Consider the following 24,533-nt stretch of genomic DNA (forward strand, 5'->3'; position numbering starts at 1 on the left):
CGCTCACCCTAGGCAGGTCGCCGCAACGTCACCGCTGCGTCTCCCACCGTCCACCTACTGTTGGGCCCCATGACCCCGGGCACACCCCCCTCCGCGCCGTCCGGTGGCTGCGACCTGGTCCTCCCCTGCCGCGACGAGGGGCCCGCGCTGCGCGACCTGCTCCCCCGCGTGCCCACGGGGTTCTCGGTGATCGTGGTCGACAACGGCTCGAGCGACGACACCGCCGACGTGGCCCGCTCCCTGGGCGCACAGGTCGTCGCCGAGCCGGTCGCCGGCTACGGCGCCGCCGTGCACGCCGGGCTCCTGGCCGCCCGGGGTGAGTACGTCGCGTTCATGGACGGCGACGGCTCCTTCGACCCCGACTCGCTGCTCCCGCTGCTGGCCGACGTGCGCTCCGGCCGGGCCGACCTCGCCGTCGGCCGTCGCCGCCCGGTCGGACGCGGCGTCTGGCCCTGGCACGCGCGGGCCGGCAACGCCCTGGTCGTCGGCTGGCTGCGGCACCGCGCGGGCTCGACGCTGCGCGACCTCGGCGCCGTGCGGGTCTGCCGCCGCGAGGCGCTGCTCGAGCTGGGCGTGGAGGACCGCCGTTTCGGCTACCCCGCCGAGCTGGTCGACCGGGCGGTACGCGCGGGCTGGCGCATCAGCGAGCACGACGTGCCCTACCTGCCCCGCGCCGCGGGCACCCGCTCCAAGGTGTCGGGCTCGGTGCGCGGCACCGTCCGCACCGCACGCGACTTCTGGAAGGTGCTCTCGTGAGGGCCGCGGTCCCCGCGCACGTCCTGGTCGTGGCGAAGGCCCCGGTGCCCGGGCTGGCCAAGACCCGCCTCGGCGCCGACGTGGGCATGGACGCCGCCGCCGGTCTCGCTGCCGCGGCGCTGCTGGACACGCTGGCGGCAGCGGAGGCGTACGCCCCCCGCGAGCGGCGCCACGTCGCCCTCGCGGGCGACCTCGCCGACGTCCCGGAGACGGACGCCGCGGCGCTGCGGGCAGCGCTGGCGGGCTGGACCGTGCGGGGGCAGCGCGGCGAGGGGTTCGACGAGCGCCTCGCCGCCGCCCACGCCGACGTGCCCGGCCCCGTCGTGCAGATCGGGATGGACACCCCCCAGGTCACCCCCGCGCTGCTCGAGGCCGTGGCCGCCGGCTTGGCCGACCACGACGCCGTCCTCGCCCCCGCCACCGACGGCGGCTGGTGGGCGCTGGCGCTGCGCGACCCGGCCGCGGCGGCCGCGCTGCGGGGCGTGCCGATGTCGACCGCCGACACCTGCGCCGCCACCCGCCGGGCCCTCGAGGCCGCGGGGCTGAGCGTGGGCGAGGCGCCCTCGCTGGTGGACGTCGACGAGGTCGAGGACGCCCGCGAGGTGGCCGCCGCAGCGCCCGCCACGCGCTTCGCCCGCGCGTGGCGTGCCGCCCACGCCCGCCCATCCGGCCGGCAGGCGGCCCCGAACCACTTCGAGTCGACCGAGACGCCCCGGGCGACCGAGCAGCAGCGAGGAGGTGGTGCCGCGTGACCGAGGTGTCGTTCACCCGCCTGTTCGCCCAGGCGCTGCAGGGCTCGCCGTGCGAGGTGGTGGGGTACGCCGAGGGCGTCGACCCCACCGGACCCGCCGGGGAGGCCGACGCCGCGAGCCCCGGCGACCCGCTGCCCGTCGAGGAGTGGCGCCGGCCCGCCCAGAAGTCCGACCTGCTCGTGCTCGACCTCTGCGAGGGCGTCACCGTCGACGTGGGCTGCGGGCCCGGTCGGATGGCGGCCGCGCTGGCCGCGCGCGGCCACGACGTGCTGGCCATGGACGTCGTCCCCGAAGCCGCCTCCAGCGCCCGCAGCTCCACCGTCGCGGCCGTGCAGGCCGACGTGTTCGACGCGCTGCCCCACGAGGGTCGCTGGACCACGGTGCTGCTCGCCGACGGCAACGTGGGGATCGGGGGCGACCCGGCCGCGCTGCTCGGCCGGGTGCGTGAGCTGCTCGAGCGCCGCGGACGCGTCGTGGTCGACCTGGCCCCGCCCGGCGTCGGCCTCAGCACCACTTGGGCGCGGCTGCGCTGCGGCGACGACATCAGCCGGCCGTTCCGGTGGTCGGTCGTGGGCGCCGACGTGATCGAGGAGCTGGCCGCCGCCACCGGCTTCGAGCTGCGGACGCTCCAGGTCACCGCCGACGACCGCTGGACCGCGGTGCTGGTGCGCCGGTGAGCCACCCGTGAGGGTGCCCACCGAGGCGTCGTTCACGTCCCGCCTGCGCAGCCCCGCGATCGCTGCCCGGGTCGGGGTCTGGCTCGGGATCTGCTTCGCCGTCTGCTTCGTCACCGGGCTGGTCAGCCACTGGGCGCAGCTGCCGCGGCCGGCCGTGCCGTTCCCGACCTCCCCGGCGTGGGGCTACCGCGTCACCCAGGGGCTGCACGTGTTCACCGGCGTCGCCTGCGTGCCGCTGCTGCTGGTCAAGCTGTGGAGCGTGCAGCCGCGCCTGCTGCGGCCCCTCGGCCCGTCGCGACGGGTGCTGCTCGAGCTGGCCGAGCGGGGCTCGATCGCCGTGCTGGTGGGGTCGGCGGTCTTCCAGCTCGCGACCGGGCTGGCCAACGCGGCGCGCTGGTACCCCTGGCAGTCCTTCTCCTTCCGCACCGCCCACTACGCCATTGCCTGGGTCGCGATCGGCGCGCTCGTGCTGCACGTCGCGGTCAAGCTGCCCGTCATCCGCTCCGCCCTCGGCGCCGACGTCGAGTCCGCGGCCCTCGATCGTCCCACCGCCACGCGGGCGGGGGCCCTGAGCCGGCGAGGCCTGCTCGGCGTGACGGCCGGCGCCGCCGCGCTCGCCTTGCTGTCCACCGCGGGCAGCGCTGTGCCCTGGCTGCGCCGCGTCTCCGTGTTCGGGGTGCGCTCGGGCGACGGCCCCGGCGGCGTCCCGGTGAACACGTCGGCGGAGCGCGCGGGGGTACGCACGGTGGCCGCGGACCCCGCGTACCGCCTCGAGGTCGTGCACGGCGACGCCACGGTGCGGCTCGGGCTCGACGAGCTCGCGGCGCTGCCGCAGCGCCGCGAGACGCTGCCGATCGCGTGCGTCGAGGGCTGGAGCGCGAGCGGCACGTGGGGCGGCGTCCGGCTGCGCGACGTGCTGGCCCTGGTCGACGCCCCAGCCGGCACGGCGGTGGTGCTGACCTCGCTCCAGGAGTCCGGCCCGTTCCGGCGCACCCGCCTGCCGGGCAACTTCGTCGACGACGACCGCACCCTGCTGGCCCTCGAGCTGGCGGGCGAGCCGCTCGACCTCGACCACGGCTACCCGGTGCGCCTCATCGCGCCCAACCGGCCCGGCGTGCTGCAGACCAAGTGGCTGGCCCGGATCGAGGTCGTCGATGACTGAGCGGGTGGTGCGGGTCGGCCTCGGTGTCGTCGGGGTGCTGGTGGCCGCGTACGGCGTCGTGCTCCTGCTCTCGCGCCAGGAGAGCGCGCAGGTCCTCGAGGTCGCGACCTGGGCGGCCGTCGGGATCGTCGTGCACGACCTCGTGCTCGCGCCCCTGGCCGTCGCGGCGGGCTGGGCCCTGCCCCGCGCGGTGCCGTCCCTCGCCCGGCCGCCGGTGGCCGCGGCCGCCGTCGCGCTCGCCACGGTGACGCTGGCGGCCGTGCCGGTGCTCGGGCGGTTCGGGGCGCTCGAGGACAACCCGACGCTGCTCGACCGTCCCTACCTGGCCGGCTGGGGCGTGCTCGTCGCGGCGCTGGCGGTCGGCGTGCTCGTGGCCGTCCTGGTCGCGGCGGCGCGCCGGCGGAGGGCCCCGCCCGGCCCCACGGGGGCTGCGAGCGAAAATGAGCTGTGAGTGTCGTACCGCTGCTCAGGGCACGTAGATCGCGTGCACCGCGATCTCGAACCGATCCGGGAAGTCGATGACACGGATGTCGAGGACCAGGTCGCTTTGCCCCTCCTCCGATGTCCACAGGTCGACCAGACACCTCCACTCCTCGTCGTACCGAATGGCGACCGACGTGAGCCATGCGGCTTGCGGCAGCGTGACGAGAGTGCCCCCGTACTCCTTCATGTAGGACAGGCAAGCGTTCCACGTGTCCCACGAGATTGGCTCGACCTGCGGAATCGAAGACACCAGCGACTTGTCCCGCACCACGAGGCACTCGACGAGCTCGGATATCGCGGACCGCCAGGCTTCCGGGACGGGGCGTTCGTCGTCATCGTCGAGGTTCACGACCCAGATCCTGGCTGGGCCGATCACGATTGGCCAGCCCACTGCTGGCGAGCCCCCCGCGGGGCCCGCGCCGCGGCGGCGCGCCGGCGCAACGACCCGACCGACTAGCCCTCCAGCACCACGAACGCCGTCGCGATGCCGCCGTCGTGGCTCAGCGAGAGGTGGCTGCTGCGGGCGCCGAGCGCGGCCGCCCGCGCCTGCACGGTGCCGCTCAGCTCGAAGCGGGGCGGCTCGCCGTCCCCGCGCAGCACGGCGCAGTCGTGCCACGCGAGGTCTCCCGGTGCGCCCAGCGCCTTGGCCAGCGCCTCCTTCGCGGCGAACCGGGCCGCGAGCGACTCGAGCGAGCGGCCGGCGACCTCGGCGGGCGTGAACAGCCGCTGCCTCAGCGCGGGCGTGCGCTCCAGCGAGGCCGCGAAGCGTCCCACCTCGCAGACGTCGACCCCGACGCCGACGATCGGCACGTCACTCCACCGTGACGGACTTGGCGAGGTTGCGCGGCTGGTCGACGTCGTGGCCCTTGGCGGTGGCCAGCTCGCAGGCGAAGAGCTGGAGCGGCACGGTCGCGACGAGCGGCTGCAGCAGCGTCGGCACCTTGGGCAGGCGGAAGAGCACGTCGGCGTAGGGCTCGATCGCGGTGTCGCCGACCTCGGCGAGGCAGATCGTGCGGGCGCCGCGGGCGCGGACCTCCTGGATGCCGGAGACCATCTTGTCGTGCAGGTGGTCCCGGCCCCGGCTCGGCACGATGCACAGCACCGGCAGGCCGTCGTCGACCAGCGCGATCGGGCCGTGCTTGAGCTCGCCGGCCGCGAAGCCCTCGGCGTGCAGGTACGCCAGCTCCTTCAGCTTCAGCGCGCCCTCGAGGGCCACCGGGTAGCCGGCGTGGCGGCCCAGGAAGAGCACCGAGGAGGCGTCGACGTACTCCCGCGCCAGGGCGTACACGTCCTCCGCGCGGTCGAGCACGTCCTGGATCTGCGCGGGGACGGCCTCGAGCTGGCGCACGACCTGGTGCACCTCGTCGCCGTAGCGGGTGCCCTTGACCTGTGCGAGGTAGAGGGCGAGGAGGTAGCAGGCGACCAGCTGGGTGAGGAACCCCTTGGTGGAGGCCACGCCGATCTCGGGGCCGGCGTGGGTGTAGATGACCGCGTCGGACTCGCGCGGGATGGTCGAGCCGTTGGTGTTGCAGATGGCGAGCACCTTGGAGCGCTGCACCCGGGCGTGACGGATCGCCTGCAGGGTGTCGGCGGTCTCGCCGGACTGGCTGATCGCGACGACCAGGGTCGAGTAGTTGAGGATCGGGTCGCGGTAGCGGAACTCGCTGGCCAGCTCGACCTCGACGGGGATCCGGCACCAGTGCTCGATGGCGTACTTCGCCACCATGCCGGCGTAGAACGACGTGCCGCACGCGATGATGATGATCTTGTCGATCTCGCGCAGCTCGTCGTCGGACAGGCGCACCTCGTCGAGCTGCAGCAGCCCCTCGGGGCTCATCCGGCCCAGCAGCGAGTCGGCCACCGCGCGGGGCTGCTCGAAGATCTCCTTGCGCATGAACCAGTCGTGGCCGTCCTTCTCGGCGGCCGAGAGGTCCCAGTCGACGTGGTAGCGCGAGCCCTCCGCGGGCGTGCCGTCGAAACCGGTCACCTGCACCCCGTCACGGGTGATCGTGACGACCTGGTCCTGGCCGAGCTCGAGCGCCTCGCGGGTGTGCTCGATGAACGCCGCGACGTCCGAGCCCAGGAAGTTCTCCCCCTCGCCCAGGCCCACCACCAGCGGCGAGTTGCGCCGCGCGGCGACGACGCGGTCGGGGTCCAGCGCGTCGACCGCGACCAGCGTGAACGCGCCCTCCAGGCGCGAGCAGACCCGCTGCATCGCGGTGGTCAGGTCCTCGCCCGACTCCAGCTGCAGCTCCAGCAGGTGCGCCGCGACCTCGGTGTCGGTCTCGGAGACGACGCTGATGCCCTCGTCCTCGATCCGCTTCCGCAGGGCCGCGAAGTTCTCGATGATGCCGTTGTGCACGACCGCGAGGCGGCCGTGGGCGCCCACGTGCGGGTGCGCGTTGACGTCGTTGGGCGCCCCGTGGGTCGCCCAGCGCGTGTGCCCGATCCCGATCGTCGTCTCCGGCAGCGCCACCTCGTCGATGGCCTTCTCGAGGTTCGCCAGCTTGCCCGCGCGCTTCTGCACCGCGAGCGTCCCGTCGCTGACCAGGGCGATCCCGGCGGAGTCGTACCCCCGGTACTCCATGCGCCGCAGACCCTCGATCACGACGCCCTGCGCCGACTGGCCGCCCACGTAGCCCACGATTCCGCACATGGGTGGTGAGTCTACGGCGCTCGCGAGGTGGAACCGGCACGCGCGGGGCGGCGCACCGGTACGCGTCGTGGCGCGCGGCGAGGTCTGCGTCACGCTGCGGTGACCGTCCTGCAACAATGCCCGCCATGTCTGCCTTCGGCGACGTGCTCGCGACCGCTGACGGCAGCCGCGACCCCTCCTCGCCCTACGTCGAGCTGGAGCGTGCGACCTGGGCGAGCCTCGCCCAGGCGAGCACCAACCCGCTCACCTACGACGAGATCCGCCGGCTGCGCGGCCTCGGCACCCACCTCGACCTCGAGGAGGTGCAGCAGATCTACCTGCCGCTCTCGCGGCTGCTCAGCCTCTACGTCGAGTCGGCGGGCCAGCTGCACCGGCGCACCGAGCAGTTCCTCGGGCGCCAGCAGCCCCGGCGTACGCCCTTCGTCATCGGCGTCGCGGGCTCGGTGGCGGTCGGCAAGTCCACGACGGCCCGCGTGCTGCAGGAGCTGCTCGCCCGCTGGCCGGAGCACCCCAACGTGGCGCTGGTGACCACGGACGGCTTCCTCTACCCCAACTCCGAGCTCGAGCGCCGCGGGCTGCTGGGGCGCAAGGGTTTCCCGGAGTCCTACGACCGCCGGGCGCTGATGCGGTTCGTGGTCGACATCAAGTCCGGCCGCGACGAGGTCGAGGCGCCGATCTACTCGCACCTCGTCTACGACATCCGCCGCGACGAGAAGGTCGTCGTGCGCCATCCCGACATCGTCATCGTCGAGGGCCTCAACGTGCTGCAGCCGGCCACGACGCGCGACGACGGGCGTACCGGCCTCGCGGTCAGCGACTTCTTCGACTTCTCCGTCTACGTCGACGCCGCGACCAGCGACATCCAGCGCTGGTACGTCGAGCGCTTCCTGCGCCTGCGCGAGACCGCGTTCCAGGACCCGGCGTCGTACTTCCGCAAGTACGCCTCGCTCACCGAGCCCGAGGCGGTCGCCGAGGCGACGCGGATCTGGAACGCGATCAACGGACCCAACCTCACGCAGAACGTGCTGCCGACCCGCTCGCGCGCGACGCTCGTGCTCCGCAAGGACCGCGACCACTCGGTGCGCTACGTGCGGATGCGCAAGCTCTGAGCCCGGGGCGGCTCAGGAGCCGCCGCCACCCGCCTTGCGGCGGTGCATCTGCGGCGCGGCACCGCCGACGACCTCGGGCCCGTGGGCCTTGCCGTCGCCACCGACCGAGTCGTCGGGGTGGGTGTGCGCCTGCTTGCGCCGCAGGGCCTCGCGCATCTTCGCCTTCACGTCGTCGCTGGCACTGTTCGTCGATCCGGTCATGGTCGCCTCCAGGGTCTCGCTGCGGACGGCTTGCCCTGGCCACCCTGCCACCGCGCTCCCCCGCCGGTCGAGGGATTTCCGTCGCGGCCCGTGGCGGTGCGGCTCAGCCGGGCGCGACCGCCGTGCCGATGCGCACCCGCAGCCCGTCGAGCACGATGCCGAGCGCGACGTCGAACTCGCTGCCGTCGCGGGGCGCGTCCTCGATCGCGCCCGCGCTGGCGGCCTGCAGGTGCGTCTGCTCGTCGGCGACGTGGCCCAGCACGAAGTGCAGCAGGGTGCGGGCGCCGACCCCGACGACCTCCTCGTCCGCGCCGGGCGCCGAGCGCAGGGCGGCCACCAGCGCGTCGTAGGGGGCCCGGGCGCCCAGGCCGAAGGCGTACGCCGTCGCCACGACGTCGGCGCCGTCGGTCCGGGCGAGCATGGCGTCGCGGGTCGCCCGGCACACCGCGGCGACGCGGTCGTCCCACGCGTCGGGCAGGTCCTCGACCGGACGGCGCGCCAGGATCTCGTCGGCCACCGCGGCGAGCAGCAGCTGCTTGGTCGCGAAGTGGTGGTAGAGTGCGCTGGGCTGCACGCCGAGCTCGGCGCCGAGGCGGCGCATCGACAGGTCGGCGAGCCCGTAGCGGTCGAGCACCTCGACCGCGCGCGCGACGACCTCGGCGCGGTGGTAGCGACCAGCGGCCATGCGCTCTCCTCCTCGGGCTGTCCTCAGGGGGCTGTCGTCCGGGCCGACGTTGACGGGACCCGGGCACGACCCTAACCTGAACGCCGTTCACCTGACCACCGTTCAGGTCCGCACCCCAGGAGCTTCCGCATGAGCACCCGAGCCCGCACCCCCCTCGTCGCCCCGCCGACCGCCATGGACGTCGCGCTCGTCGCCGCGTTCGCGGCGCTCATCGCGGCGACGGCCGTGCTGCCCGACATCAAGACCGGGCTGGGCGTGCCGTTCTCCCTGCAGACCTTCGGGGTGCTGCTCGCCGGCGCGGTGCTCGGGCCGGTGCGCGGCTTCCTCGCGGTCACGCTCTACCTCGCGGGCGGCGCGGCGGGCCTGCCGATCTTCTCGGGCGGCAGCGCCGGGATCGGCCACTTCACCGGGGCGACCGCGGGCTACCTGGTGGCCTTCCCCCTGGCGGCCGCGCTCGTCGGCCTCATCGTCCGTCTCAACCGCCGGCGGGCGACCGACTTCACCCTGGTCTTCACCGCCGGCCTGCTGAGCAGCTTCGCCTTCGTGCACACCCTCGGGCCGCTCAACCTGGCCTGGCGCGCCGACATGGACCTGCTCGACGCGTTCCTCTTCGACGCCCGGTTCTTCCCCGGCGACATCGTGAAGAACATCCTGATGGCCCTGGTCGCCACCTCCGTGCACCGCGCGTTCCCCGACCTGCTGGCCCGTCCGCGGCGCACCGCCGACGACCGGGCGGACTCCCCCGACCCGGCCGCCACCTCCGCGTGAGCCCCGCGTGAGCCGGATCGAGCTCGTCGACGCCGGGGTCACCGCACCGACCCCGGGCGGCGAGAGCGACGAGGTGGTGGTGCTGCACCCCACGACGCTGGAGCTGACCGAGCGTCGCGTCGCGCTGGTCGGCCCCAACGGCTCGGGCAAGTCGACCCTGGCGCGCCTGTTCAACGGCCTCGTCGCCGCGACCACCGGGCGGGTCGTGGTCGACGGGCTCGACGTGGCGCGCAAGGGCCGGGAGGTACGCCGTCGCGTGGCGTTCGCGTTCACCGACCCGTCGGCGCAGCTCGTGATGCCCACCGTGCTGGAGGACGTGGTGCTCTCGCTGCGCCGCCACCACCGCAGCAAGCAGGCCCGCACCGACGCCGCCCTGGCGACGCTCGCCCACTACGGCCTCGCCGACCTGGCCCACCGCAGCGTGCACACGCTCTCGGGCGGGCAGCGCCAGCTGGTGGCCCTCGCGGGCGTGCTGGCCACCGACCCCGACGTCCTCGTCGCCGACGAGCCGACCACCCTGCTCGACCTGGCCAACTCCGCGCTCGTCGCCGAGACGTTGCTCGGGCTGCCCCAGCAGGTCGTCCTCGCCACCCACGACCTCGACCTGGCGCAGCGCTGCGACCGGGCGCTGCTGGTCACCGACGGCCGGGTCGTGGCGGACGGCGACCCGGCGGCGGTGGTGGCGGAGTACCGCGCCCGCGTCGCCGCGACGCGCTGAGGCGACGACCGTGTCCGCGACCGACCTCTTCGGGGCCTACCAGCCCGGCCGGAGCGTGCTGCACCGCCTGCCCGCCGGCGCCAAGCTGGGCGGGCTCGCCGCGCTCAGCCTGGTCACCGTGGTGGCGCGGCGGTGGGAGACCTCGCTGGGACTGCTGGCGCTCGCGGTGGCGCTGCTGCTCGTCGCCCGCGTCCGCGTACGCCACCTGCTCCGCGTCCTGCGCGGCCTCGTCGGCATGCTCGGCCTGCTCGCCGCCTACCAGTCGTGGCAACGCGGACCCGAGCAGGCCTTCACCGTGGTCGGCGCGCTCGGCTCCCTCGTGCTGCTCGCCACGGTCCTGACCGTGACCACGCCGGTCGACGAGATCATCGACGTGATCACGCGGCTGGCCCGACCGCTGGACCGGTTCGGCCTGCGCCCCGAGCTGGTGGGCCTGGCCTTCTCCCTGATGATCCGCGGCATCCCGATCGTGCTCGAGCTGGCCCGCGAGACGCGGCAGGCGGCGCGGGCCCGCGGGCTCGAGCGCAACCCGCGGGCGTACCTCACCCCGCTCGTCATCCGCGTCGTCGCCCACGCCCGGGCCACCGGCGAGGCGCTGCACGCCCGCGGCGTCGGCGACGATTGACCCGGCCCCGGGTCGGCGCCGCACACGAGAAAACGCGGACGGAGATCGCCTCCCCGGGCCTCTCCGTCCGCGTTCTCCCGCCGCCGGTCCGCGTTTTCTTCGGACCGTTCCCCGGGCCGTTCCCCGGTACGCGCGGTGCGTCAGGCCGCGACGGTCTCGCCCTCGTGCGCCACGAGGTCCGCGAGCACCGCGAGGGCGTCGGCGACGAGCTGCTCGTCGCCGGCGAGGTCGGGCGTGGTCGGGGTGGCGGAGAGGCCCTTCTCGATGGCGACGCCGCCGGCGATGCCGACCGACTTGCGGGCCTCGTCGTGGGCCCACACCCCGCCGAAGCGACCGAAGGAGGCGCCGACGACGGCCACCGGCTTGCCCTTGAGTGCGCCGGCGGCGTAGGGGCGCGAGCCCCAGTCGATGACGTTGGCGAGCACGGCGGGCATGCGGCCGTTGTACTCCGGCGTCACGAAGAGGACGCGGTCGGCGGCGGCGATCTGCTCGCGCACGCGGGTCACCGCGGCGGGGGCGCCGGCGGCGTCGACGTCGTCGTCGTAGAACGGCAGGTCGGCGAGGCCCTCGGCGATGGCGACCTCGACCCCCTCGGGGGCACGCTCGGCCAGCAGCTCGGCGAGGCGGCGGTTGACCGAGCCGGTGCGGACGCTGCCGACCAGGGCCAGGACGCGGACGGGCGTGGTGCTCATGTGGGTCTCCTCGGAGCTCGTGGGCGCGGCCGCCCCGGGGGCGGCCAGTCGACGGTTCGAAACGGACCTCGGTCCGAATCCATTCCCGGACCATAGTCCGTTTCATCGGGGATCGTCTACCCTGGACCCCGTGACCACCCCCGCCGAGCCGTTCGCGCTCCCGATGGCCGACCAGCCCCGGGTGCGGTCCGACGCCGCGCGCAACCGCGACGCTCTGCTGTGCACCGCCGCGCGGATGGTGGCCGAGGAGGGCGCCCAGGCCGTGACGATGGACCGCCTCGCGGCCGAGGCGGGCGTCGGCAAGGGCACGATCTTCCGCCGCTTCGGCAACCGCTGCGGCGTGATGACGGCGGTGCTCGACGAGTCCGAGGCGCACTTCCAGACCTCGGTGATGTCCGGCCCGCCGCCGCTGGGGCCGGGCGCCCCGGCGTACGAGCGGTTGCGGGCGTTCGGCGTGGCCCGCCTGGCGGCGACCCTGCAGCGGATCGACCTCATCGAGGCGGCCGGCGGGGGCCGCTCGCACGCCGCGTACACCTTCGGCGTCCTGCACGTGCGGCACCTGCTGGTCGAGCTCGGGGTCGAGGGCGACCTGCCGCTGCTCGCCGCGGCACTGCTGGCGCCCCTGGAGGTGCCGCTGCTGCGGGCGCAGATCGAGGTGCAGCACCTGCCGGTGGCCCGGCTGGAGGCCGCGTGGTGCGACCTCGCCGACCGGGTCGTCGGGGCCCGGGACCAGGCCCGGGGCTAGCTCAGCGCAGCGTGCCGAGGTGCGCGAGCGCCTGCTGGACCAGCAGCCCGCGGCCGCCCTCCATGTCGCCGAGCACCTCGGGGGCCAGCGCCTCCTCGGGCGTGAGCCAGGTCAGCTCCAGCGCGTCCTGGCGCGGCTGGCACTCGCCCGTCACCGGCACCACGAAGACGAGCGCGACCGCGTGCTGGCGCGGGTCGTGCAGCGCCGACACGCCGGGCAGCGGCAGGTACTCCGCCACCGTGAACGGCGTCGGGCTCACCGGCAGCTGGGGGAGCGCCGCCGGGCCGAGGTCCTTCTCGAGGTTGCGCAGCAGGGCGCGGCGCACGGTCTCGCCGAGGAGCACCCGCCCCGAGACGAGGCTGCGGGTCAGGCGACCGTCGGAGGAGGCGCGCAGCAGCACGCCGACCTGCTCGACCTGGCCGAGGTGGTCGACGCGCACCGGGACGGCCTCGACGTAGAGGATCGGCACCCGCCCGCGCGTCTCCGCGAGGCCCTCCTGCGAGAGCCAGCCGGGCCGGGCCTGGTCGTCGACGCCGAACACCCCCGGGGTGGGCTCGCGCTCGGGTTCGTGGGCACCGAAGAGGGTCATGCGCGCATCCTGCCAGGCAGGGGTACGCGCGTCGGTCACGACCCGGGGCGCAGCACGCCGCGGCGGTGCAGGCCGAACGTGAACCCGTCGAGCAGGGCCTCCCAAGAGGCCTCGACCACGTTGGCGCCGACGCCCACCGTCACCCACGACGACTCGCCGTCGGAGGTCTCGATCAGCACCCGCGTCACCGCGTCGGTGCCGTGGCCCTGGTCGAGGATGCGGACCTTGTAGTCGATGAGCCGGAACTTCTCGACCTCCGGGTAGGCGCGCCCGATCGCCGTGCGCAGCGCCTGGTCGAGCGCGTTGACGGGCCCGTTCCCCTCCCCCGTGACCACGATCCGCGCTCCGCCGGCGTGCAGCTTGACCGTCGCCTCCGAGACGGCCTCGCCGCCCGCGCGGCTCTCGGTGATCACCCGCCACGACTCGACGTCGACGTAGGCCGGGCGGGCGCCGGCGACCTCCTCGACGAGCATCAGCTCGAACGAGGCGTCGGCCGCCTCGAAGGTGTAGCCGCGCGACTCCAGCACCTTGACCCGCTCGGTGACCCGGCCGACGAGCTCCTTGCCCTCGGTGCTGTCCACGGACAGGTCGAAGCCCAGCTCGCGGCCCTTGAGCTCGATCGAGGCGCGACCGGCCATGTCGGAGACCAGCAGGCGCATGTCGTTGCCGACGCCCGCGGGGTCCATGTGCTGGTAGAGGTCGGGGTCGACCTTGATCGCGCTGGCGTGCAGGCCGGCCTTGTGGGCGAAGGCGGACGTGCCGACGTAGGGCTGGCGCGAGGCCGGCGGGACGTTCGTGACCTCGGCGACCGCGTGGGCGATCCGGGTCGCCTCCCCCAGCCGGCCGGCGGGGAGCACCGGCCGACCGAGCTTGAGCTCGAGGGCCGCGACGACGGCGACGAGGTCGGCGTTCCCGGTGCGCTCGCCGTAGCCGTTGAGGCAGCCCTGCACGTGCGTCGCCCCGGCCTGCACGGCCGCCACCGAGTTCGCCACCGCGCAGCCGGTGTCGTTGTGGGCGTGGATGCCGACGCGCCCGCCGGTCGCGGCCACCACGTCGGCCACCGTCTCGCCGACCTGGTGCGGCAGCATCCCGCCGTTCGTGTCGCACAGGGCCACCAGGCCCGCGCCCGCGTCGAGCGCGGCGGCCACGACCTCCAGGGCGTACGCCCGGTCGCGCCGGAAGCCGTCGAAGAAGTGCTCGGCGTCGACGAAGACCTCCAGGCCCTCCCCGTGCAGGTGGGCGACGGTGTCGCGCACCATCGCCAGGTTCTCGGCCAGGGTGGTGCGCAGCGCGAGCTCGACGTGGCGGTCGTGGGACTTCGCCACCAGGCAGACCGTGCCGGCCCCCGAGTCGCGCAGCGCGGCCACCAGGGGGTCGTCGGCGGCCACCGCGCCGGGGCGCCGGGTCGACCCGAAGGCGGCGAGGCGGGCGTGGTGCAGCTGCAGCTCGGTGCGCGCGCGGCGGAAGAACTCGGTGTCCTTCGGGTTCGCGCCGGGCCAGCCGCCCTCGACGTAGCCCACGCCCAGCTCGTCGATCAGCCGCGCGATCGCCAGCTTGTCCCCGACCGAGAGGTTGAGACCCTCCTGCTGGGCGCCGTCGCGCAGCGTCGTGTCGTAGACGTGGAAGGCGCCCTGCAGGTCGGTGGGCGCGGTCGGGCCGGTGGTGGCGGTGGGGGCGTTCGTCATCGTGGTCCTCGGGTCTCGTGGGTGCGGTCGGGCAGCCGACCGGACGGGTCCGGCCGGGCACGGCGGCGCGCGTCACGAGGCGTCCGGGCATGAAAAAACCTCTCGGGTCACGAGAGGTCGGCGCGTCCGGAGGCTCGGGACGCGCTAGGTAATGACGATCACGACGGTGGTGGGCACCCGGCCAGTGTGCCACGGATCGGGCGGGGCGTCTCCTGCGTCCGTCAGCGCCAGAACGCGACGCGGTCGACCGCGTCGTCCCACAGCTGCTGGGGCGACGAGGGGGCCGCGGGGGCGTCGGCGGCCGGCGACCAGGCCGGACCCTGCTGGTCGGCGACCAGCACGAGGCCGGCCGCGGCCGCGGCCACGAGAGCGACGGCCGCGAGCCACAGGGCGGCGGGGCGGGCGACGGCGTCCGTCGCGACGCGTACCGGTCCGCGGACCCGCGAGGCTCCCGGCCCCGTCCAGGTGGCCAGGGCGAACACGGCGCCGGCCGCGGCCAGGATCGCGGCCTCCCCCGCCCCCAGGGCGAGGGCCAGCAGCCCCGCGCTCAGCGCCAGGATCACCGACCACACGACGAGCGCGAGGGCTCCGGGGAGGGCCAGCAGGAGGTACCACGGCGTGGCCACCACCACGCGCGGCCCGTCCGACCAGTGCTGCTGGCCGCGTCGCTCGCGCCGGTTGCGCCCGGCGCTGGCCGCGAGCGAGACCGCCCGCAGCACGAGGACGAGACCGGCGGTGCCGGCCAGGGTCAGCCACGGCGCCAGCACCGCGCACGAGGTGAGCACCGTGCCGAGCCCCAGGGCCAGCACGCCCGAGCGGAACCGCACCACGGCGCTGCGCCGCTCCGGGGCCGGCGGGTACGGCGCGACGTACGGCTGCGGGGCCGGTCGCTGCTGCTGCGGGGCCTGCGGGGGCGGCTGCCGAGGGGGCTGCTGGGGCGCGGGACGGGCGGGGTACGCCGGGGGCGGCGGCTGCCGGTACGGCTCGCGCGCCGCGGGCGGGGGCGGCAGCGTCGGTTGCTCGAACGGCGGCAGCACCTTGGTGCGCCCCTCGGGCGGGTCGCCGACCGGCGGCAGCACCTGCGTGCCCGCGTGGGGCGAGACCGCCGGCTCGGCAGGGGTGGCGACCGGGTCCGGCGAGCGCAGCGTGGTCGCCGCCGCGCTCGCGGCGACGCCGGCGGCGGCTCCGGCGGCGACGACACCCACGGCGGGCCGGCTGCGGGTCGAGGCGTCGAGCGTCGAGGGGTCCAGCCAGCCCCGCAGCTCGGCGAGGGTGGGTCGGCGCCGGGGGTCCGGCTCGAGGGCCCGGGTGACCACGGCGCGGACGTCGTCGGGCAGCCCGTCGAGGTCGTGCTGGCCGCGGCGCACCCGGTCCATGACGGCCATCGCCGGGCCCCGACCGAAGGGGGCGCGGCCGAGGCCGGCGTACGCGATCGTCGAGGCCAGCGCGTGGACGTCCGCGGCGGGCGCCGCGTCCTCGCCGTAGAGGATCTCGGGCGCGAGGTAGCCGGGCGTGCCCAGCAGCCAGCCCGTGTGCGTGAGCTTCGGGTCGTCGGCGACACGCGCGAGCCCGAAGTCGATGAGCACCGGGTTGCGGCCCTCCATCAGCACGTTGGAGGGCTTGACGTCGCGGTGCAGCACGCCGACGCGGTGCACCGCGTCGAGGGCGGCGCACAGCTCGGCCGCGAACCGGACCAGCTCGGCGCCCTCGATCGGGCCCTCCTCCTTGACGTGGTCGTGGAGGCTCAGGCCGGGGACGTAGCGGGTCGCGACGTAGGGGATCTCGGCCCACGGGTCCGCGTCGATGATCTGGGCGACGCGGCTCGAGCGCACCCTGCTCAGCGAGTTCACCTCGCGCGCCAGGCGGGAGCGGGCCTCGTCGTCGCCGACCACGTGGGGGCGCAGGACCTTGAGCGCGACCCGTGGTCCGCCCGGTCGCTGGGCGAGGTGCACGACCCCCATGCCGCCCTCCCCGATCCGGGTCAGGAGGCGGTACGGACCGACGCGCAGGCCCTCGGGAGGGCGCGCGGGGTCCGGGGGCGCGGTCGTCGGCACGGCGCCGAATGTACCCGCGGGCGGGCCTCCCAACCGCGTCAGCCGCGCGCGTCCAGCTCGGCGAGGGCGCCGCGGGGCGCGAGCAGCCGGTACGAGGCGTCGACGAGCTCGGCCACCTCCTCGAAGGTCACCCGTCCCGGGTCGAGGTCCACGCCGCGCCACCCGTGGGCGTACCAGAACCGCGGCTCGAAGAACCGGTCGTCGGCGTCGAGGGCCGGCAGCTCGACGGGGTCGATCCGCACCGCGAGCGACCGTGGTCGCGGCACCCGCGAGCCGTCGGGCCGCCGCTCCTCGTTGCCGAGCACGCAGAAGACCCGGCCGACGCGGAACGTCGGGCGGCCGTGCGAGTCGTCCTCGGTGACCCGGGGGTACGCCCGCGCCAGCGCGCGCACGCGCTCGAACCAGGGGTGCGAGTCGTCGTACGGGATCACGTGCGCCACGCCACCAGCCTCCCCGGCCCGCCAACCCGTCGACCGGCCGATGAGTTCGGGGCACGGCGCCGGTCAGCACCCCCGAACGCCGTCCCGGGCCCCCGGGCGGCCACCGGAACGAGAGGACCGACCGTGACCACCTCACCGCCGGCGATCGAGGCCCACGGCCTCGTCAAGACCTTCGGCGAGAACCGCGCCGTCGACGGCGTCGACCTGACGGTCGCGCCGGGCACCGTCTACGGCCTGCTCGGGCCCAACGGCGCCGGGAAGACGACGACCGTCAAGCTGCTCGCGACCCTCCTGCGCCCCGACGGCGGCGAGGCCCGGGTCTTCGGCCACGACGTCGCCCGCGAGGCGGACCGGGTGCGCAGCCTGATCAGCCTGACGGGCCAGTACGCCTCCGTCGACGAGGACCTCACCGGCACCGAGAACCTGGTGCTGCTCAGCCGGCTGCTCGGCCACTCCAAGGCCCGCTCCCGCGCCCGCGCCGGCGACCTGCTCGAGGCCTTCGGGCTGGCCGAGGCGGCCGGGCGGCAGGCGAAGAGCTACTCCGGCGGCATGCGCCGGCGCCTCGACATCGCCGCCAGCCTGCTCTCGACGCCGCGCCTGCTGTTCCTCGACGAGCCGACCACCGGCCTGGACCCGCGCAGCCGCAACCAGGTGTGGGACATCGTGCGGGCCGTGGTCGCCCAGGGCACCACCGTGCTGCTGACGACGCAGTACCTCGACGAGGCCGACCAGCTCGCCTCGCGCATCGCCGTCATCGACCGGGGCCGCGTCATCGCCGAGGGCACGAAGGGCGAGCTCAAGGCGTCGGTCGGGCTCGGCTCGGTGCACGTGCGGCTGCGCGACGCCGAGCGTCGCGAGGAGGCGGCGGGCCTGCTCGCCGAGATCCTCGGCGCCCCCGCCCAGCGGGAGAGCGACCCGGTCGCCCTCACCGTGCGGATCGAGCCGGGCGAGCCCGGCTCGAGCGACGCGGGCGACGCGGCGACCGCGCTGGCCGCGGACCGCTCGGCGGCCGCGCTGCGGGCCCTCGCCGAGGCGGGCATCGTCGTCGACACCTTCTCGCTCGGCCAGCCCAGCCTCGACGAGGTCTTCCTCGCCCTCACCGACCATCCCGCCACCGACGAGGAGCGTGCGGCATGACGACCACCGACGCGACGCCCACCACCGCGCCGGCGACGGGCTCCCCCGCCACCGCCGACATCGCACGGATCCTGCTGGCCGAGCCCGCACCGTCCCGCCCGAGCGCGTGGTCGGCGTCCATGACCTTCGGCTGGCGCGCGGTGCTGAAGATCAAGCACGTCCCGGAGCAGATGTTCGACGTCACGCTGTTCCCGATCATGATGACGCTGATGTTCACGTACCTCTTCGGAGGCGCGCTGGCGGGCTCCACGACGGCGTACCTGCAGTTCTTCCTGCCGGGCATCCTCGTCGCCAGCATCGCGATGATCACGATGTACACGGGCGTCTCGGTCAACACCGACATCGAGAAGGGCGTGTTCGACCGGTTCCGCACGCTGCCGATCTGGCGGCCCGCGCCGATGGTCGGCTACCTGCTCGGCGACCTCTTCCGCTACCTGGTCGCGGCGGTCGTGATCGTGACGATGGGCCTGGTCCTGGGGTTCCGGCCCGACGGCGGTGTGCTCGGCGTCGCCGCCGGCGTGGCCGTGCTGCTGCTCTTCTGCTTCGCGTTCTCGTGGGTGTGGACGATGTTCGGCCTGCTGCTGCGCTCGGAGAAGTCGGTGATGGGGGTCAGCATGATGGTGCTGATGCCGCTCACGTTCCTCTCGAGCACCTACGTCGACCCCTCGACGATGCCCGGCTGGCTCGAGGCGTTCGTGCAGGTCAACCCGATCACGCTCGTCGTCGACTGCGTGCGCTCGCTGTGCGCGGGCACGCCGGACGCCGGCGAGGTCACCACCGTGCTGGCCGTCAGCGCCGGCTTCGTCGCCGTGTTCGGCCCGGTCACGATGCGGCTCTACAACCGCAAGTGAGACGCGTACGCGCCCCCGCACGCGTGGTGCGGGGGCGCGTCGTCGCATCCGCGACCGGCCCGGTCAGAGACCCGAGCGGCGGAAGCGCGAGCGGCCGCGGTCCGGCCACACCGCGCGGCGGACGACCGCGTCGGGCGCGCCGGCCGCGATCTGCTCGGCCATCGCCTCGGCCCGCGGCCACTGCTCGGGTCGCAGCGCCAGCGCCCGCCCCATCCGGTCGACGACCAGCACGGCCGCGTCCTCGTCCACGACGACCAGCACGACGTCGGCGAGGGGGATGCGCCGTGCCGTGCCGCCCACGCGGCCCCACACGTGGTGGGCGTCGACACCCAGACGCGGGCCGCCACCGCGGGGGCGGCGCATCCGCACACCGCGGGGCACCCGGTCGCGGGTCTCCTCGAAGGGCAGCCCGTCGTCGACCTCGAGACCCAGCGCCGAGGCCCGCTCCTCCACGGGTGCGTCCTCCTCGTGCGCGACCACGAGGGTCGGCAGGGCCCCGGCCAGGACGGCCGCGAGGTCGGCCGAGGTCACCGCGCGGGCGCGCGCGACCTCGTCCGCGGGGTCCGGGGGCGGACGGCGACCGATGACGGCGGCGTCCGCCCAGCGTCCGAGCCGCTGCAGCGGCTCGTCCAGCAGACCGCGCCCGGCGGCGAGGGCGTCGACCGCCTCGGCGAGGACCTCGGCCGCGAAGCCGTCGTGCGCGAGGCGCCGCAGCAGGAGCACGGCGCCCTCCGCGACCGCCGGCACGTCGGCGGTGAGGGGGTCGAGCAGGAGCTCGACCTGGCAGCGGTCGGCCCCGACGGGGACGGTCTCGGTGTCGACGCAGTAGACCAGCGCCCGACGGGTGCGCAGCTCGGTCGTGACCTCCTGCAGCAGGCAGTCCGCGAGCAGGTCGGCGTGCTCGGCCGGCACGAGGAGCGAGATCCCGACGCCGGCCTTCGGGGTCGCGACCAGCGTAGGCACGCGGACGCGCTCCACCGGCTCGGTGCGGCTCGGACGACGACCGGCGGGCAGTCGCACGTCGAGGTCGGCCGGCGGCGCGGTGCTGAGCGTCAGCGCCGCGTTCTGCGCCACGAACCAGCGGGCGACCCAGCCGCGTGCCTCGTCGAGCGTCACGGCCGGCAGCGCCGGCCAGCCGGCGGCCGCGTTGCCGGGGCCGCCGAGGCCGAACCGGTGGGTCAGCAGCCCGGGCACGGCGTCGACGCCGTTCGGCCGCTCGGCCCGCACGACGTGCAGCTCGCGCTCGAGGTCCGCCTCGGTGAAGCGCGGCTCGCGCACGGCCCGCGCCACGTCGTGGAGGAAGTCGACCACCTCGTCGACGGTGCCGACGGTGAAGAAGGTCACCGTGTCGACGCCGGTGACCGCGTTGGCCCGCAGGTTCGTCGTGCCCATGCTGCGGAACAGCAGGTGCTCGACGAGGTGCGTGATGCCGACCAGGTGGGCCGGCTCGTCCGCGGCACCGACGCCGAAGGTCAGGCCGCCGACGACCGTTCCCGGAGCCTCGACCCAGCACAGCGGCACGCCCTGGTGCTCGGTCTCGAAGGGACCGAGGACGGTCGCGACGGGCGGGACCTGGGCGGTGGCGTCACCGGTGGCGGCGAAGGAGGACATGGGCGCGGAGCCTATGTCCGCCCCCGCCGCCCGCGCAGGCGATTTCAGGCGAGAGGCTCAGACCACCCGGTGCATCCAGCCGAACGTGTCGTCGGCGCGGCCGTACTGGATGTCGACGAGCGCCTGGCGCACCGTGGTCGTGACGGGGCCGCCCTCGGCGTCGCCCGTCGCGGACGGCACCTCGCCGCCGTCCCACTTCAGCGCGCCGACCGGGGTCACGACCGCGGCCGTGCCGCACGCGAAGACCTCGACGATGTCGCCGCTGAGCACGCCGTCGCGCCACTCGTCGATGGAGAAGCGGCGCTCGGTGACGGGGTGGCCGAGCTTGCCGGCCAGGTCGATGATCGAGCTGCGCGTGATGCCCTCGAGGATCGTGCCGGTCTCGGGGGTCGTGATCGAGCCGTCGCGGTGCACGAAGTACATGTTCATCCCGCCGAGCTCCTCGACGTAGCGCCCCTCCTGGGCGTCGAGGAAGACGACCTGGTCGCACCCGTGGGCCGCGGCCTCCTGCTGCGCGACCAGCGAGCTGGCGTAGTTGCCGCCGGTCTTGGCGGCGCCCATGCCGCCGCGGCCCGCGCGGGTGTACTCCTCGGTGAGCCACAGGCTGACCGGGCGCACGCCGCCCTTGAAGTACGCGCCGGCCGGGGAGGCGATGACCATGTAGGTGACGTGCTGCGAGGGCCGCACGCCGAGGAACGTCTCCGAGGCGAACATGAACGGGCGCAGGTAGAGGCTCTTCTCCCCCTCGCCGTCCGGGACCCAGCGCTCGTCCGCGCGCACCAGCGCGTCGACGGTCGCGACGAAGTCGGCGGGCGGCAGCACGGGCAGCGCGAGCCGGCGCGAGGAGCGCTCCATCCGCTCCGCGTTCGCCTCGGGGCGGAACAGCCACACGGACCCATCCGCGTGCCGGTAGGCCTTCATGCCCTCGAAGATCTCCTGCGCGTAGTGCAGGACCGCGGTCGCGGGGTCGAGGACGAGCGGGCCGTACGGCGTGATCCGCTCGTCGTGCCACCCCTTCTCGGGCGTCCACTCGACCGTGAGCATGTGGTCGGTGAAGTGCGTGCCGAACCCGGGCGCCGCCAGGATCTCGGCCAGGCGAGCGTCGTCGACCGGGTTCGGGTTGGGGGTGGTGCTGATCTGCATGGTGCGCACGGTAGTCCTTCGGATGGGTGCGGCGTCAGGCCGGGAGCGGAAATACGACGACGCCGGGCACCCCGTGGGGGCCCGGCGTCGCGACGTGGGTGGTCGTCGTGGCGGGCGTCAGCCGGCTACTCGGACGGCGATCGCGTCGCCGACCTCGCTGGTACGCCGCGCCTCGGCGCCCGCGCGCGCCGCCAGGTCGCCGATCACGGCGTCCTCGATGGTGCGCGCGGCGTCCGCGTGGCCGAGGTGGTCGAGCAGCAGCGACGCCGACAGGATCGCGGCCGTCGGGTCGGCCAGCTGCTGGCCGGCGATGTCGGGCGCCGACCCGTGGACGGGCTCGAACATCGACGGCGCCGTGCGGTCCGGGTTCACGTTGCCGGACGCGGCGAGGCCGATGCCACCGGTCACGGCGGCGGCGAGGTCCGTGATGATGTCGCCGAAGAGGTTGTCGGTGACGATCACGTCGAAGCGGGCGGGGTCGGTCGCCATGAAGATGGTGGCGGCGTCGATGTGCAGGTAGTCGACGGCGACGTCGGGGAACTCGGTGCCGACCTCGCGGACGATGCGGGTCCAGATGGCGCCGCCGTAGGTCAGCACGTTGGTCTTGTGGATCAGCGTGAGCTTCTTGCGGCGCTGCTGCGCGCGGGCGTACGCGTCGCGCACCACGCGCTCGACCCCGAAGGCCGTCGTGAGCGAGACCTCGGTGGCGGTCTCGGCGGGCGTGCCGACGCGGATGGCGCCGCCGTTGCCCGTGTAGGGGCCCTCCGTGCCCTCGCGGACGACGACGAAGTCGATGTCGCCCTTCGCCAGCACGGCCTCCGAGAGCGGCGAGGTGACGCCGGGGAAGATCCGCGACGGGCGCAGGTTCACGTAGTGGTCGAGCTCGAAGCGCAGTCGCAGCAGCAGGCCGCGCTCCAGGATGCCCGGGGGCAGGTTCGGGTCGCCGGGCTTGCCGCCGACGGCCCCGAGCAGGATGGCGTCGTGCGCCCGGATCTCCTCCAGCACCGTGTCCGGCAGCACCTCGCCCGTCGCGAGGTAGCGCTCCGCACCCAGGTCGTAGCGGGTGGGCTCGAACTTCACGCCGGCGGGCGCGGCGGCCTCGAGGACCTTGAGGGCCTCGGCCGTCACCTCCTGACCGATGCCGTCGCCGGGGATGACGGCGAGCCGCAGCGAACCAGGAGCGCCCAAGGTCGGGTCGGAGGAGGTCATGGGCACGGAGCCTAGTTGTCGTCGGGACGCTCGCCGCGGGTGTCCCGCAGGTCGAGCGCGGCCTGCACGGCCTCGTGGCTGTGCGGGTTGCGGGGGTCGTGGCTGGCGGGGCCCCACTCGGGATACATGTCGTACATGGCGGTCTCCTCAGGGATGCGGTGATCTGCTGGTGCGGGTGGACGACCGGCGGGTCAGCCGGTGAGCGACGCCCCGGGCGGGGCTGTGTCGACCCTGAGGATCACCAGGGAGGAGACCAGGCGGAGCTGCGGATCACGCGAGGAGTGCCTGCGCGACCGCCGCGGGGCGTCGAGCCCGGTCCGGACCTGCTGCTCGGGGGTGGGAGCGAGGGGCTGGATCGGGGATCCAGTGAGGCCGGTAGGACGTCAACGCCGAACACCGCGGCGAGGTGGCCTCACCTTCAGTGGGCCTCGCCGCGGCACTCGATAAGTACGAGGACGCTCCGCATGGTGCCGACGATGCTACGACCGACGTTGCGACCACGCAGCAGGGTTCGTGAACTGGCTCACCATCTGAGACGTGGGTCCGTGGATGGCAGACTCGGGCGGGTGAGTGCCCCACCCGAGCTGCCCGACATCGTCACGCGAGCGTTCGCCGTCTCCCGCCGCGCGGGCTACGTGTCCTTCTGCCGCAACGAGACCGGTCGACTCCTCGCCGCGCTCGCGGCCACGCGCAGCGGCGTGATGGCCGAGTTCGGCACCGGGTGCGGCGTCGGCACCGCGTGGCTGCGCAGCGGACTGCGGGGCGAGGACGCGCACATCCTGACCGCCGAGCTCGACGAGCGCCTCGCGGGCGCGGCGGCGGAGATCTTCGTCGACGACGCCCAGGTCGAGGTGCTGGCCGCCGACTGGTCGACCCTGGGCGACAAGGGCCCGTTCTCGCTGCTGTTCCTCGACTCCGGCGACCCGGCGTCGGTGGCCGTCGACAAGATCGCCGACCTCGTCGAGCCGGGCGGCATCGTCGTGCTCGACGACTTCGTGCCCTGCGAGCTCTGGCCGCCGATCACCTACGGCCGCGTCGACACGCTGCGCGAGCAGTGGCTCACCGACGAGCGGTTCACCGCCGTCGAGGTGATGGTCGCCTCCGACGCCTCCGCCGTGGTCGCGACGCGGCGCTAGAGGGCCGGGCCGCGCCCGGGAAGGTCGACCACGAGCCGCGGCAGCATCAACTGGGTCAACGGGCCGATGGCGAGCGCGAAGACCACCGTCCCCGCGCCGGCGACGCCGCCGAGCAGCAGGCCGCCGACCACCACGGACACCTCGATGGCCGTGCGCACGAGGCGTACCGAGGCACCCGTGCGGCGCACCAGGCCCGTCATCAGGCCGTCGCGCGGGCCGCGGCCCAGCTGCGCACCGATGTAGAGCGCCGTCGCGAACGCACAGAGCACGACGCCACCGACCATGAGCGCCACCCGCTCGACCGGCGCGGTGACGTCGCCCAGCACCGCGATCGTGGCGTCGGCGGCGAGCCCCAGCACGACGGGGTTGGCGAGGGTGGCGATCCCCGGCACCTCGCGCAGCGGGATCCAGCCGAGGAGCACGACGAAGCTGGCCAGCGTGAGCACCTGCCCGATGGTCAGCGGGACGTGGGTCGCGATGCCCGCGTGCAGCACGTCCCAGGGCGCCGTGCCGAGCGCCGCGGCGACCAGCATGCCGAGCGAGATGCCGTACAGCGTCAGTCCGACCGTCATCTGCACCAGCCGGCGGGGCAGCCGGCCGGCGCGCAGCTGGGCGACGGGTCCCAGGTCCACGAGCGTGCTCATGGGAG

At 74.7% G+C, this 24,533-nt stretch carries 28 protein-coding genes; 13 read left to right on the top strand and 15 right to left on the bottom strand.

Going from position 1 to position 24,533, the window contains the following annotated elements:
• The first annotated feature begins 69 nt into the window (after window positions 1-69).
• Genes RDV89_RS01630 through RDV89_RS01650 form a run of 5 tightly spaced genes read left to right on the top strand, consistent with a single transcriptional unit; the run spans window position 70 to window position 3,798 of the window.
• Window positions 70-756 carry a glycosyltransferase family 2 protein gene (locus RDV89_RS01630; RefSeq protein ID WP_315730767.1) on the top strand — a complete coding sequence of 229 codons (687 nt, stop codon included), beginning with the start codon at window positions 70-72 and terminating at the stop codon, window positions 754-756.
• Window positions 753-1,508: a TIGR04282 family arsenosugar biosynthesis glycosyltransferase gene (locus RDV89_RS01635; protein ID WP_315730768.1), complete on the top strand. Its 756-nt coding sequence runs from the start codon at window positions 753-755 to the stop codon at window positions 1,506-1,508. The genes RDV89_RS01630 and RDV89_RS01635 overlap by 4 nt, the downstream gene beginning before the upstream one ends.
• Window positions 1,505-2,185: a class I SAM-dependent methyltransferase gene (locus RDV89_RS01640; protein ID WP_315730770.1), complete on the top strand. Its 681-nt coding sequence runs from the start codon at window positions 1,505-1,507 to the stop codon at window positions 2,183-2,185. Before RDV89_RS01635 ends, RDV89_RS01640 begins: the two co-directional genes overlap by 4 nt.
• Window positions 2,186-2,192: 7 nt before the next feature.
• Window positions 2,193-3,347, top strand: a complete 1,155-nt coding sequence (locus RDV89_RS01645) for a molybdopterin-dependent oxidoreductase (protein ID WP_315730771.1) — start codon at window positions 2,193-2,195, stop codon at window positions 3,345-3,347.
• Complete coding sequence (locus tag RDV89_RS01650; RefSeq protein ID WP_315730773.1) at window positions 3,340-3,798, top strand: hypothetical protein; 459 nt, start codon at window positions 3,340-3,342, stop codon at window positions 3,796-3,798. Before RDV89_RS01645 ends, RDV89_RS01650 begins: the two co-directional genes overlap by 8 nt.
• A 15-nt stretch (window positions 3,799-3,813) precedes the next feature.
• Here RDV89_RS01650 and RDV89_RS01655 read toward each other — a convergent pair whose 3' ends face one another.
• From RDV89_RS01655 to glmS, 3 genes are all read right to left on the bottom strand, one after another.
• Window positions 3,814-4,179 (bottom strand): DUF7668 domain-containing protein, encoded by a 366-nt coding sequence (locus RDV89_RS01655; RefSeq protein WP_315730774.1) that lies wholly within the window; start codon window positions 4,177-4,179, stop codon window positions 3,814-3,816.
• A 104-nt stretch (window positions 4,180-4,283) separates the two neighbouring features.
• Window positions 4,284-4,640 carry a holo-ACP synthase gene (locus RDV89_RS01660; RefSeq protein WP_315730775.1) on the bottom strand — a complete coding sequence of 119 codons (357 nt, stop codon included), beginning with the start codon at window positions 4,638-4,640 and terminating at the stop codon, window positions 4,284-4,286.
• 1 nt (window position 4,641) lies between these two features.
• On the bottom strand, window positions 4,642-6,486 hold the full coding sequence (glmS, locus tag RDV89_RS01665; protein WP_315730777.1) for a glutamine--fructose-6-phosphate transaminase (isomerizing): 1,845 nt from the start codon (window positions 6,484-6,486) through the stop codon (window positions 4,642-4,644).
• 125 nt (window positions 6,487-6,611) lie between these two features.
• Between glmS and coaA the strand changes: the two genes are divergently transcribed.
• A complete protein-coding gene (coaA, locus tag RDV89_RS01670; RefSeq protein ID WP_315730779.1) occupies window positions 6,612-7,595 on the top strand; it encodes a type I pantothenate kinase in 984 nt (327 codons plus the stop codon).
• Window positions 7,596-7,607: 12 nt separating this feature from the next.
• Here coaA and RDV89_RS01675 read toward each other — a convergent pair whose 3' ends face one another.
• Both RDV89_RS01675 and RDV89_RS01680 read right to left on the bottom strand, forming a co-directional pair.
• A complete protein-coding gene (locus tag RDV89_RS01675) occupies window positions 7,608-7,796 on the bottom strand; it encodes a DUF5302 domain-containing protein (protein ID WP_315730781.1) in 189 nt (62 codons plus the stop codon).
• Window positions 7,797-7,899: 103 nt separating this feature from the next.
• The gene (locus tag RDV89_RS01680; RefSeq protein ID WP_315730782.1) at window positions 7,900-8,481 is read right to left on the bottom strand and encodes a TetR/AcrR family transcriptional regulator C-terminal domain-containing protein; all 582 of its coding nucleotides are present in this window, start codon (window positions 8,479-8,481) and stop codon (window positions 7,900-7,902) included.
• A gap of 129 nt (window positions 8,482-8,610) precedes the next feature.
• Between RDV89_RS01680 and RDV89_RS01685 the strand changes: the two genes are divergently transcribed.
• Genes RDV89_RS01685 through RDV89_RS01695 form a run of 3 tightly spaced genes read left to right on the top strand, consistent with a single transcriptional unit; the run spans window position 8,611 to window position 10,592 of the window.
• On the top strand, window positions 8,611-9,249 hold the full coding sequence (locus tag RDV89_RS01685) for a biotin transporter BioY (protein WP_315730783.1): 639 nt from the start codon (window positions 8,611-8,613) through the stop codon (window positions 9,247-9,249).
• 7 nt (window positions 9,250-9,256) lie between these two features.
• Window positions 9,257-9,967, top strand: coding sequence for an energy-coupling factor ABC transporter ATP-binding protein (locus RDV89_RS01690; protein ID WP_315730784.1), 711 nt, complete (start codon window positions 9,257-9,259; stop codon window positions 9,965-9,967).
• A gap of 10 nt (window positions 9,968-9,977) precedes the next feature.
• On the top strand, window positions 9,978-10,592 hold the full coding sequence (locus RDV89_RS01695) for an energy-coupling factor transporter transmembrane component T family protein (protein ID WP_315730786.1): 615 nt from the start codon (window positions 9,978-9,980) through the stop codon (window positions 10,590-10,592).
• Between the two features lie 140 nt (window positions 10,593-10,732).
• On the opposite strand, the gene RDV89_RS01700 is transcribed toward RDV89_RS01695, so the two are convergent.
• Window positions 10,733-11,284, bottom strand: a complete 552-nt coding sequence (locus RDV89_RS01700; RefSeq protein WP_315730787.1) for an NADPH-dependent FMN reductase — start codon at window positions 11,282-11,284, stop codon at window positions 10,733-10,735.
• Between the two features lie 130 nt (window positions 11,285-11,414).
• Here RDV89_RS01700 and RDV89_RS01705 point away from each other — a divergent pair, with 130 nt between their 5' ends.
• Window positions 11,415-12,029 (top strand): TetR/AcrR family transcriptional regulator, encoded by a 615-nt coding sequence (locus RDV89_RS01705; protein ID WP_315730789.1) that lies wholly within the window; start codon window positions 11,415-11,417, stop codon window positions 12,027-12,029.
• Window position 12,030: 1 nt separating this feature from the next.
• On the opposite strand, the gene RDV89_RS01710 is transcribed toward RDV89_RS01705, so the two are convergent.
• The 4 genes from RDV89_RS01710 to RDV89_RS01725 all read right to left on the bottom strand — a co-directional run bounded on the left by RDV89_RS01710 (window position 12,031) and on the right by RDV89_RS01725 (window position 16,797).
• Complete coding sequence (locus RDV89_RS01710; RefSeq protein ID WP_315730791.1) at window positions 12,031-12,618, bottom strand: NUDIX hydrolase family protein; 588 nt, start codon at window positions 12,616-12,618, stop codon at window positions 12,031-12,033.
• A gap of 35 nt (window positions 12,619-12,653) precedes the next feature.
• Entirely contained in the window at window positions 12,654-14,303 is a 1,650-nt protein-coding gene (gene cimA, locus RDV89_RS01715; protein WP_315730793.1) for a citramalate synthase, read from the bottom strand.
• Between the two features lie 221 nt (window positions 14,304-14,524).
• A complete protein-coding gene (locus RDV89_RS01720) occupies window positions 14,525-16,357 on the bottom strand; it encodes a serine/threonine-protein kinase (protein WP_315730794.1) in 1,833 nt (610 codons plus the stop codon).
• Between the two features lie 38 nt (window positions 16,358-16,395).
• Window positions 16,396-16,797 (bottom strand): MmcQ/YjbR family DNA-binding protein, encoded by a 402-nt coding sequence (locus RDV89_RS01725; RefSeq protein ID WP_315730796.1) that lies wholly within the window; start codon window positions 16,795-16,797, stop codon window positions 16,396-16,398.
• 123 nt (window positions 16,798-16,920) lie between these two features.
• Between RDV89_RS01725 and RDV89_RS01730 the strand changes: the two genes are divergently transcribed.
• Both RDV89_RS01730 and RDV89_RS01735 read left to right on the top strand, forming a co-directional pair.
• Entirely contained in the window at window positions 16,921-17,934 is a 1,014-nt protein-coding gene (locus RDV89_RS01730) for an ATP-binding cassette domain-containing protein (protein ID WP_315730798.1), read from the top strand.
• Window positions 17,931-18,785, top strand: a complete 855-nt coding sequence (locus RDV89_RS01735; protein WP_315730800.1) for an ABC transporter permease — start codon at window positions 17,931-17,933, stop codon at window positions 18,783-18,785. Before RDV89_RS01730 ends, RDV89_RS01735 begins: the two co-directional genes overlap by 4 nt.
• Before the next feature lie 63 nt (window positions 18,786-18,848).
• Here the strand turns inward: RDV89_RS01735 and RDV89_RS01740 are convergent, their stop codons facing one another.
• The 4 genes from RDV89_RS01740 to RDV89_RS01755 all read right to left on the bottom strand — a co-directional run bounded on the left by RDV89_RS01740 (window position 18,849) and on the right by RDV89_RS01755 (window position 22,885).
• A complete protein-coding gene (locus RDV89_RS01740) occupies window positions 18,849-20,396 on the bottom strand; it encodes a M16 family metallopeptidase (RefSeq protein WP_315730801.1) in 1,548 nt (515 codons plus the stop codon).
• 57 nt (window positions 20,397-20,453) lie between these two features.
• On the bottom strand, window positions 20,454-21,539 hold the full coding sequence (locus RDV89_RS01745; protein WP_315730803.1) for a branched-chain amino acid aminotransferase: 1,086 nt from the start codon (window positions 21,537-21,539) through the stop codon (window positions 20,454-20,456).
• A gap of 117 nt (window positions 21,540-21,656) precedes the next feature.
• Entirely contained in the window at window positions 21,657-22,748 is a 1,092-nt protein-coding gene (locus tag RDV89_RS01750) for a 3-isopropylmalate dehydrogenase (RefSeq protein WP_315730805.1), read from the bottom strand.
• An 11-nt stretch (window positions 22,749-22,759) separates the two neighbouring features.
• Window positions 22,760-22,885, bottom strand: a complete 126-nt coding sequence (locus RDV89_RS01755; RefSeq protein WP_315730806.1) for a hypothetical protein — start codon at window positions 22,883-22,885, stop codon at window positions 22,760-22,762.
• A 429-nt stretch (window positions 22,886-23,314) separates the two neighbouring features.
• On the opposite strand from RDV89_RS01755, the gene RDV89_RS01760 reads away from it, so the two are divergent.
• Entirely contained in the window at window positions 23,315-23,884 is a 570-nt protein-coding gene (locus RDV89_RS01760) for an O-methyltransferase (RefSeq protein ID WP_315730808.1), read from the top strand.
• On the opposite strand, the gene yczE is transcribed toward RDV89_RS01760, so the two are convergent.
• Entirely contained in the window at window positions 23,881-24,528 is a 648-nt protein-coding gene (gene yczE / locus RDV89_RS01765) for a membrane protein YczE (protein WP_315730809.1), read from the bottom strand. The two genes, RDV89_RS01760 and yczE, sit on opposite strands and share 4 nt — an antisense overlap.
• Window positions 24,529-24,533: the final 5 nt, after the last annotated feature.

Origin of the sequence: Nocardioides imazamoxiresistens (assembly GCF_032378595.1) — a bacterium.
In the GTDB taxonomy this organism is placed as follows: domain Bacteria; phylum Actinomycetota; class Actinomycetes; order Propionibacteriales; family Nocardioidaceae; genus Nocardioides; species Nocardioides imazamoxiresistens.

Coding starts and splice junctions, on each gene's coding strand:
- RDV89_RS01740 (WP_315730801.1), bottom strand. CDS start 20,396: ATGTCCTCCTTCGCCGCCACCGGTGACGCCACCGCCCAGGTCCCGCCC.
- RDV89_RS01650 (WP_315730773.1), top strand. CDS start 3,340: ATGACTGAGCGGGTGGTGCGGGTCGGCCTCGGTGTCGTCGGGGTGCTG.
- RDV89_RS01735 (WP_315730800.1), top strand. CDS start 17,931: ATGACGACCACCGACGCGACGCCCACCACCGCGCCGGCGACGGGCTCC.
- cimA (WP_315730793.1), bottom strand. CDS start 14,303: ATGACGAACGCCCCCACCGCCACCACCGGCCCGACCGCGCCCACCGAC.
- RDV89_RS01675 (WP_315730781.1), bottom strand. CDS start 7,796: ATGACCGGATCGACGAACAGTGCCAGCGACGACGTGAAGGCGAAGATG.
- coaA (WP_315730779.1), top strand. CDS start 6,612: ATGTCTGCCTTCGGCGACGTGCTCGCGACCGCTGACGGCAGCCGCGAC.
- yczE (WP_315730809.1), bottom strand. CDS start 24,528: ATGAGCACGCTCGTGGACCTGGGACCCGTCGCCCAGCTGCGCGCCGGC.
- RDV89_RS01745 (WP_315730803.1), bottom strand. CDS start 21,539: ATGCAGATCAGCACCACCCCCAACCCGAACCCGGTCGACGACGCTCGC.
- RDV89_RS01630 (WP_315730767.1), top strand. CDS start 70: ATGACCCCGGGCACACCCCCCTCCGCGCCGTCCGGTGGCTGCGACCTG.
- RDV89_RS01685 (WP_315730783.1), top strand. CDS start 8,611: ATGAGCACCCGAGCCCGCACCCCCCTCGTCGCCCCGCCGACCGCCATG.
- RDV89_RS01710 (WP_315730791.1), bottom strand. CDS start 12,618: ATGACCCTCTTCGGTGCCCACGAACCCGAGCGCGAGCCCACCCCGGGG.
- RDV89_RS01750 (WP_315730805.1), bottom strand. CDS start 22,748: ATGACCTCCTCCGACCCGACCTTGGGCGCTCCTGGTTCGCTGCGGCTC.
- RDV89_RS01680 (WP_315730782.1), bottom strand. CDS start 8,481: ATGGCCGCTGGTCGCTACCACCGCGCCGAGGTCGTCGCGCGCGCGGTC.
- RDV89_RS01700 (WP_315730787.1), bottom strand. CDS start 11,284: ATGAGCACCACGCCCGTCCGCGTCCTGGCCCTGGTCGGCAGCGTCCGC.
- RDV89_RS01755 (WP_315730806.1), bottom strand. CDS start 22,885: ATGTACGACATGTATCCCGAGTGGGGCCCCGCCAGCCACGACCCCCGC.
- glmS (WP_315730777.1), bottom strand. CDS start 6,486: ATGTGCGGAATCGTGGGCTACGTGGGCGGCCAGTCGGCGCAGGGCGTC.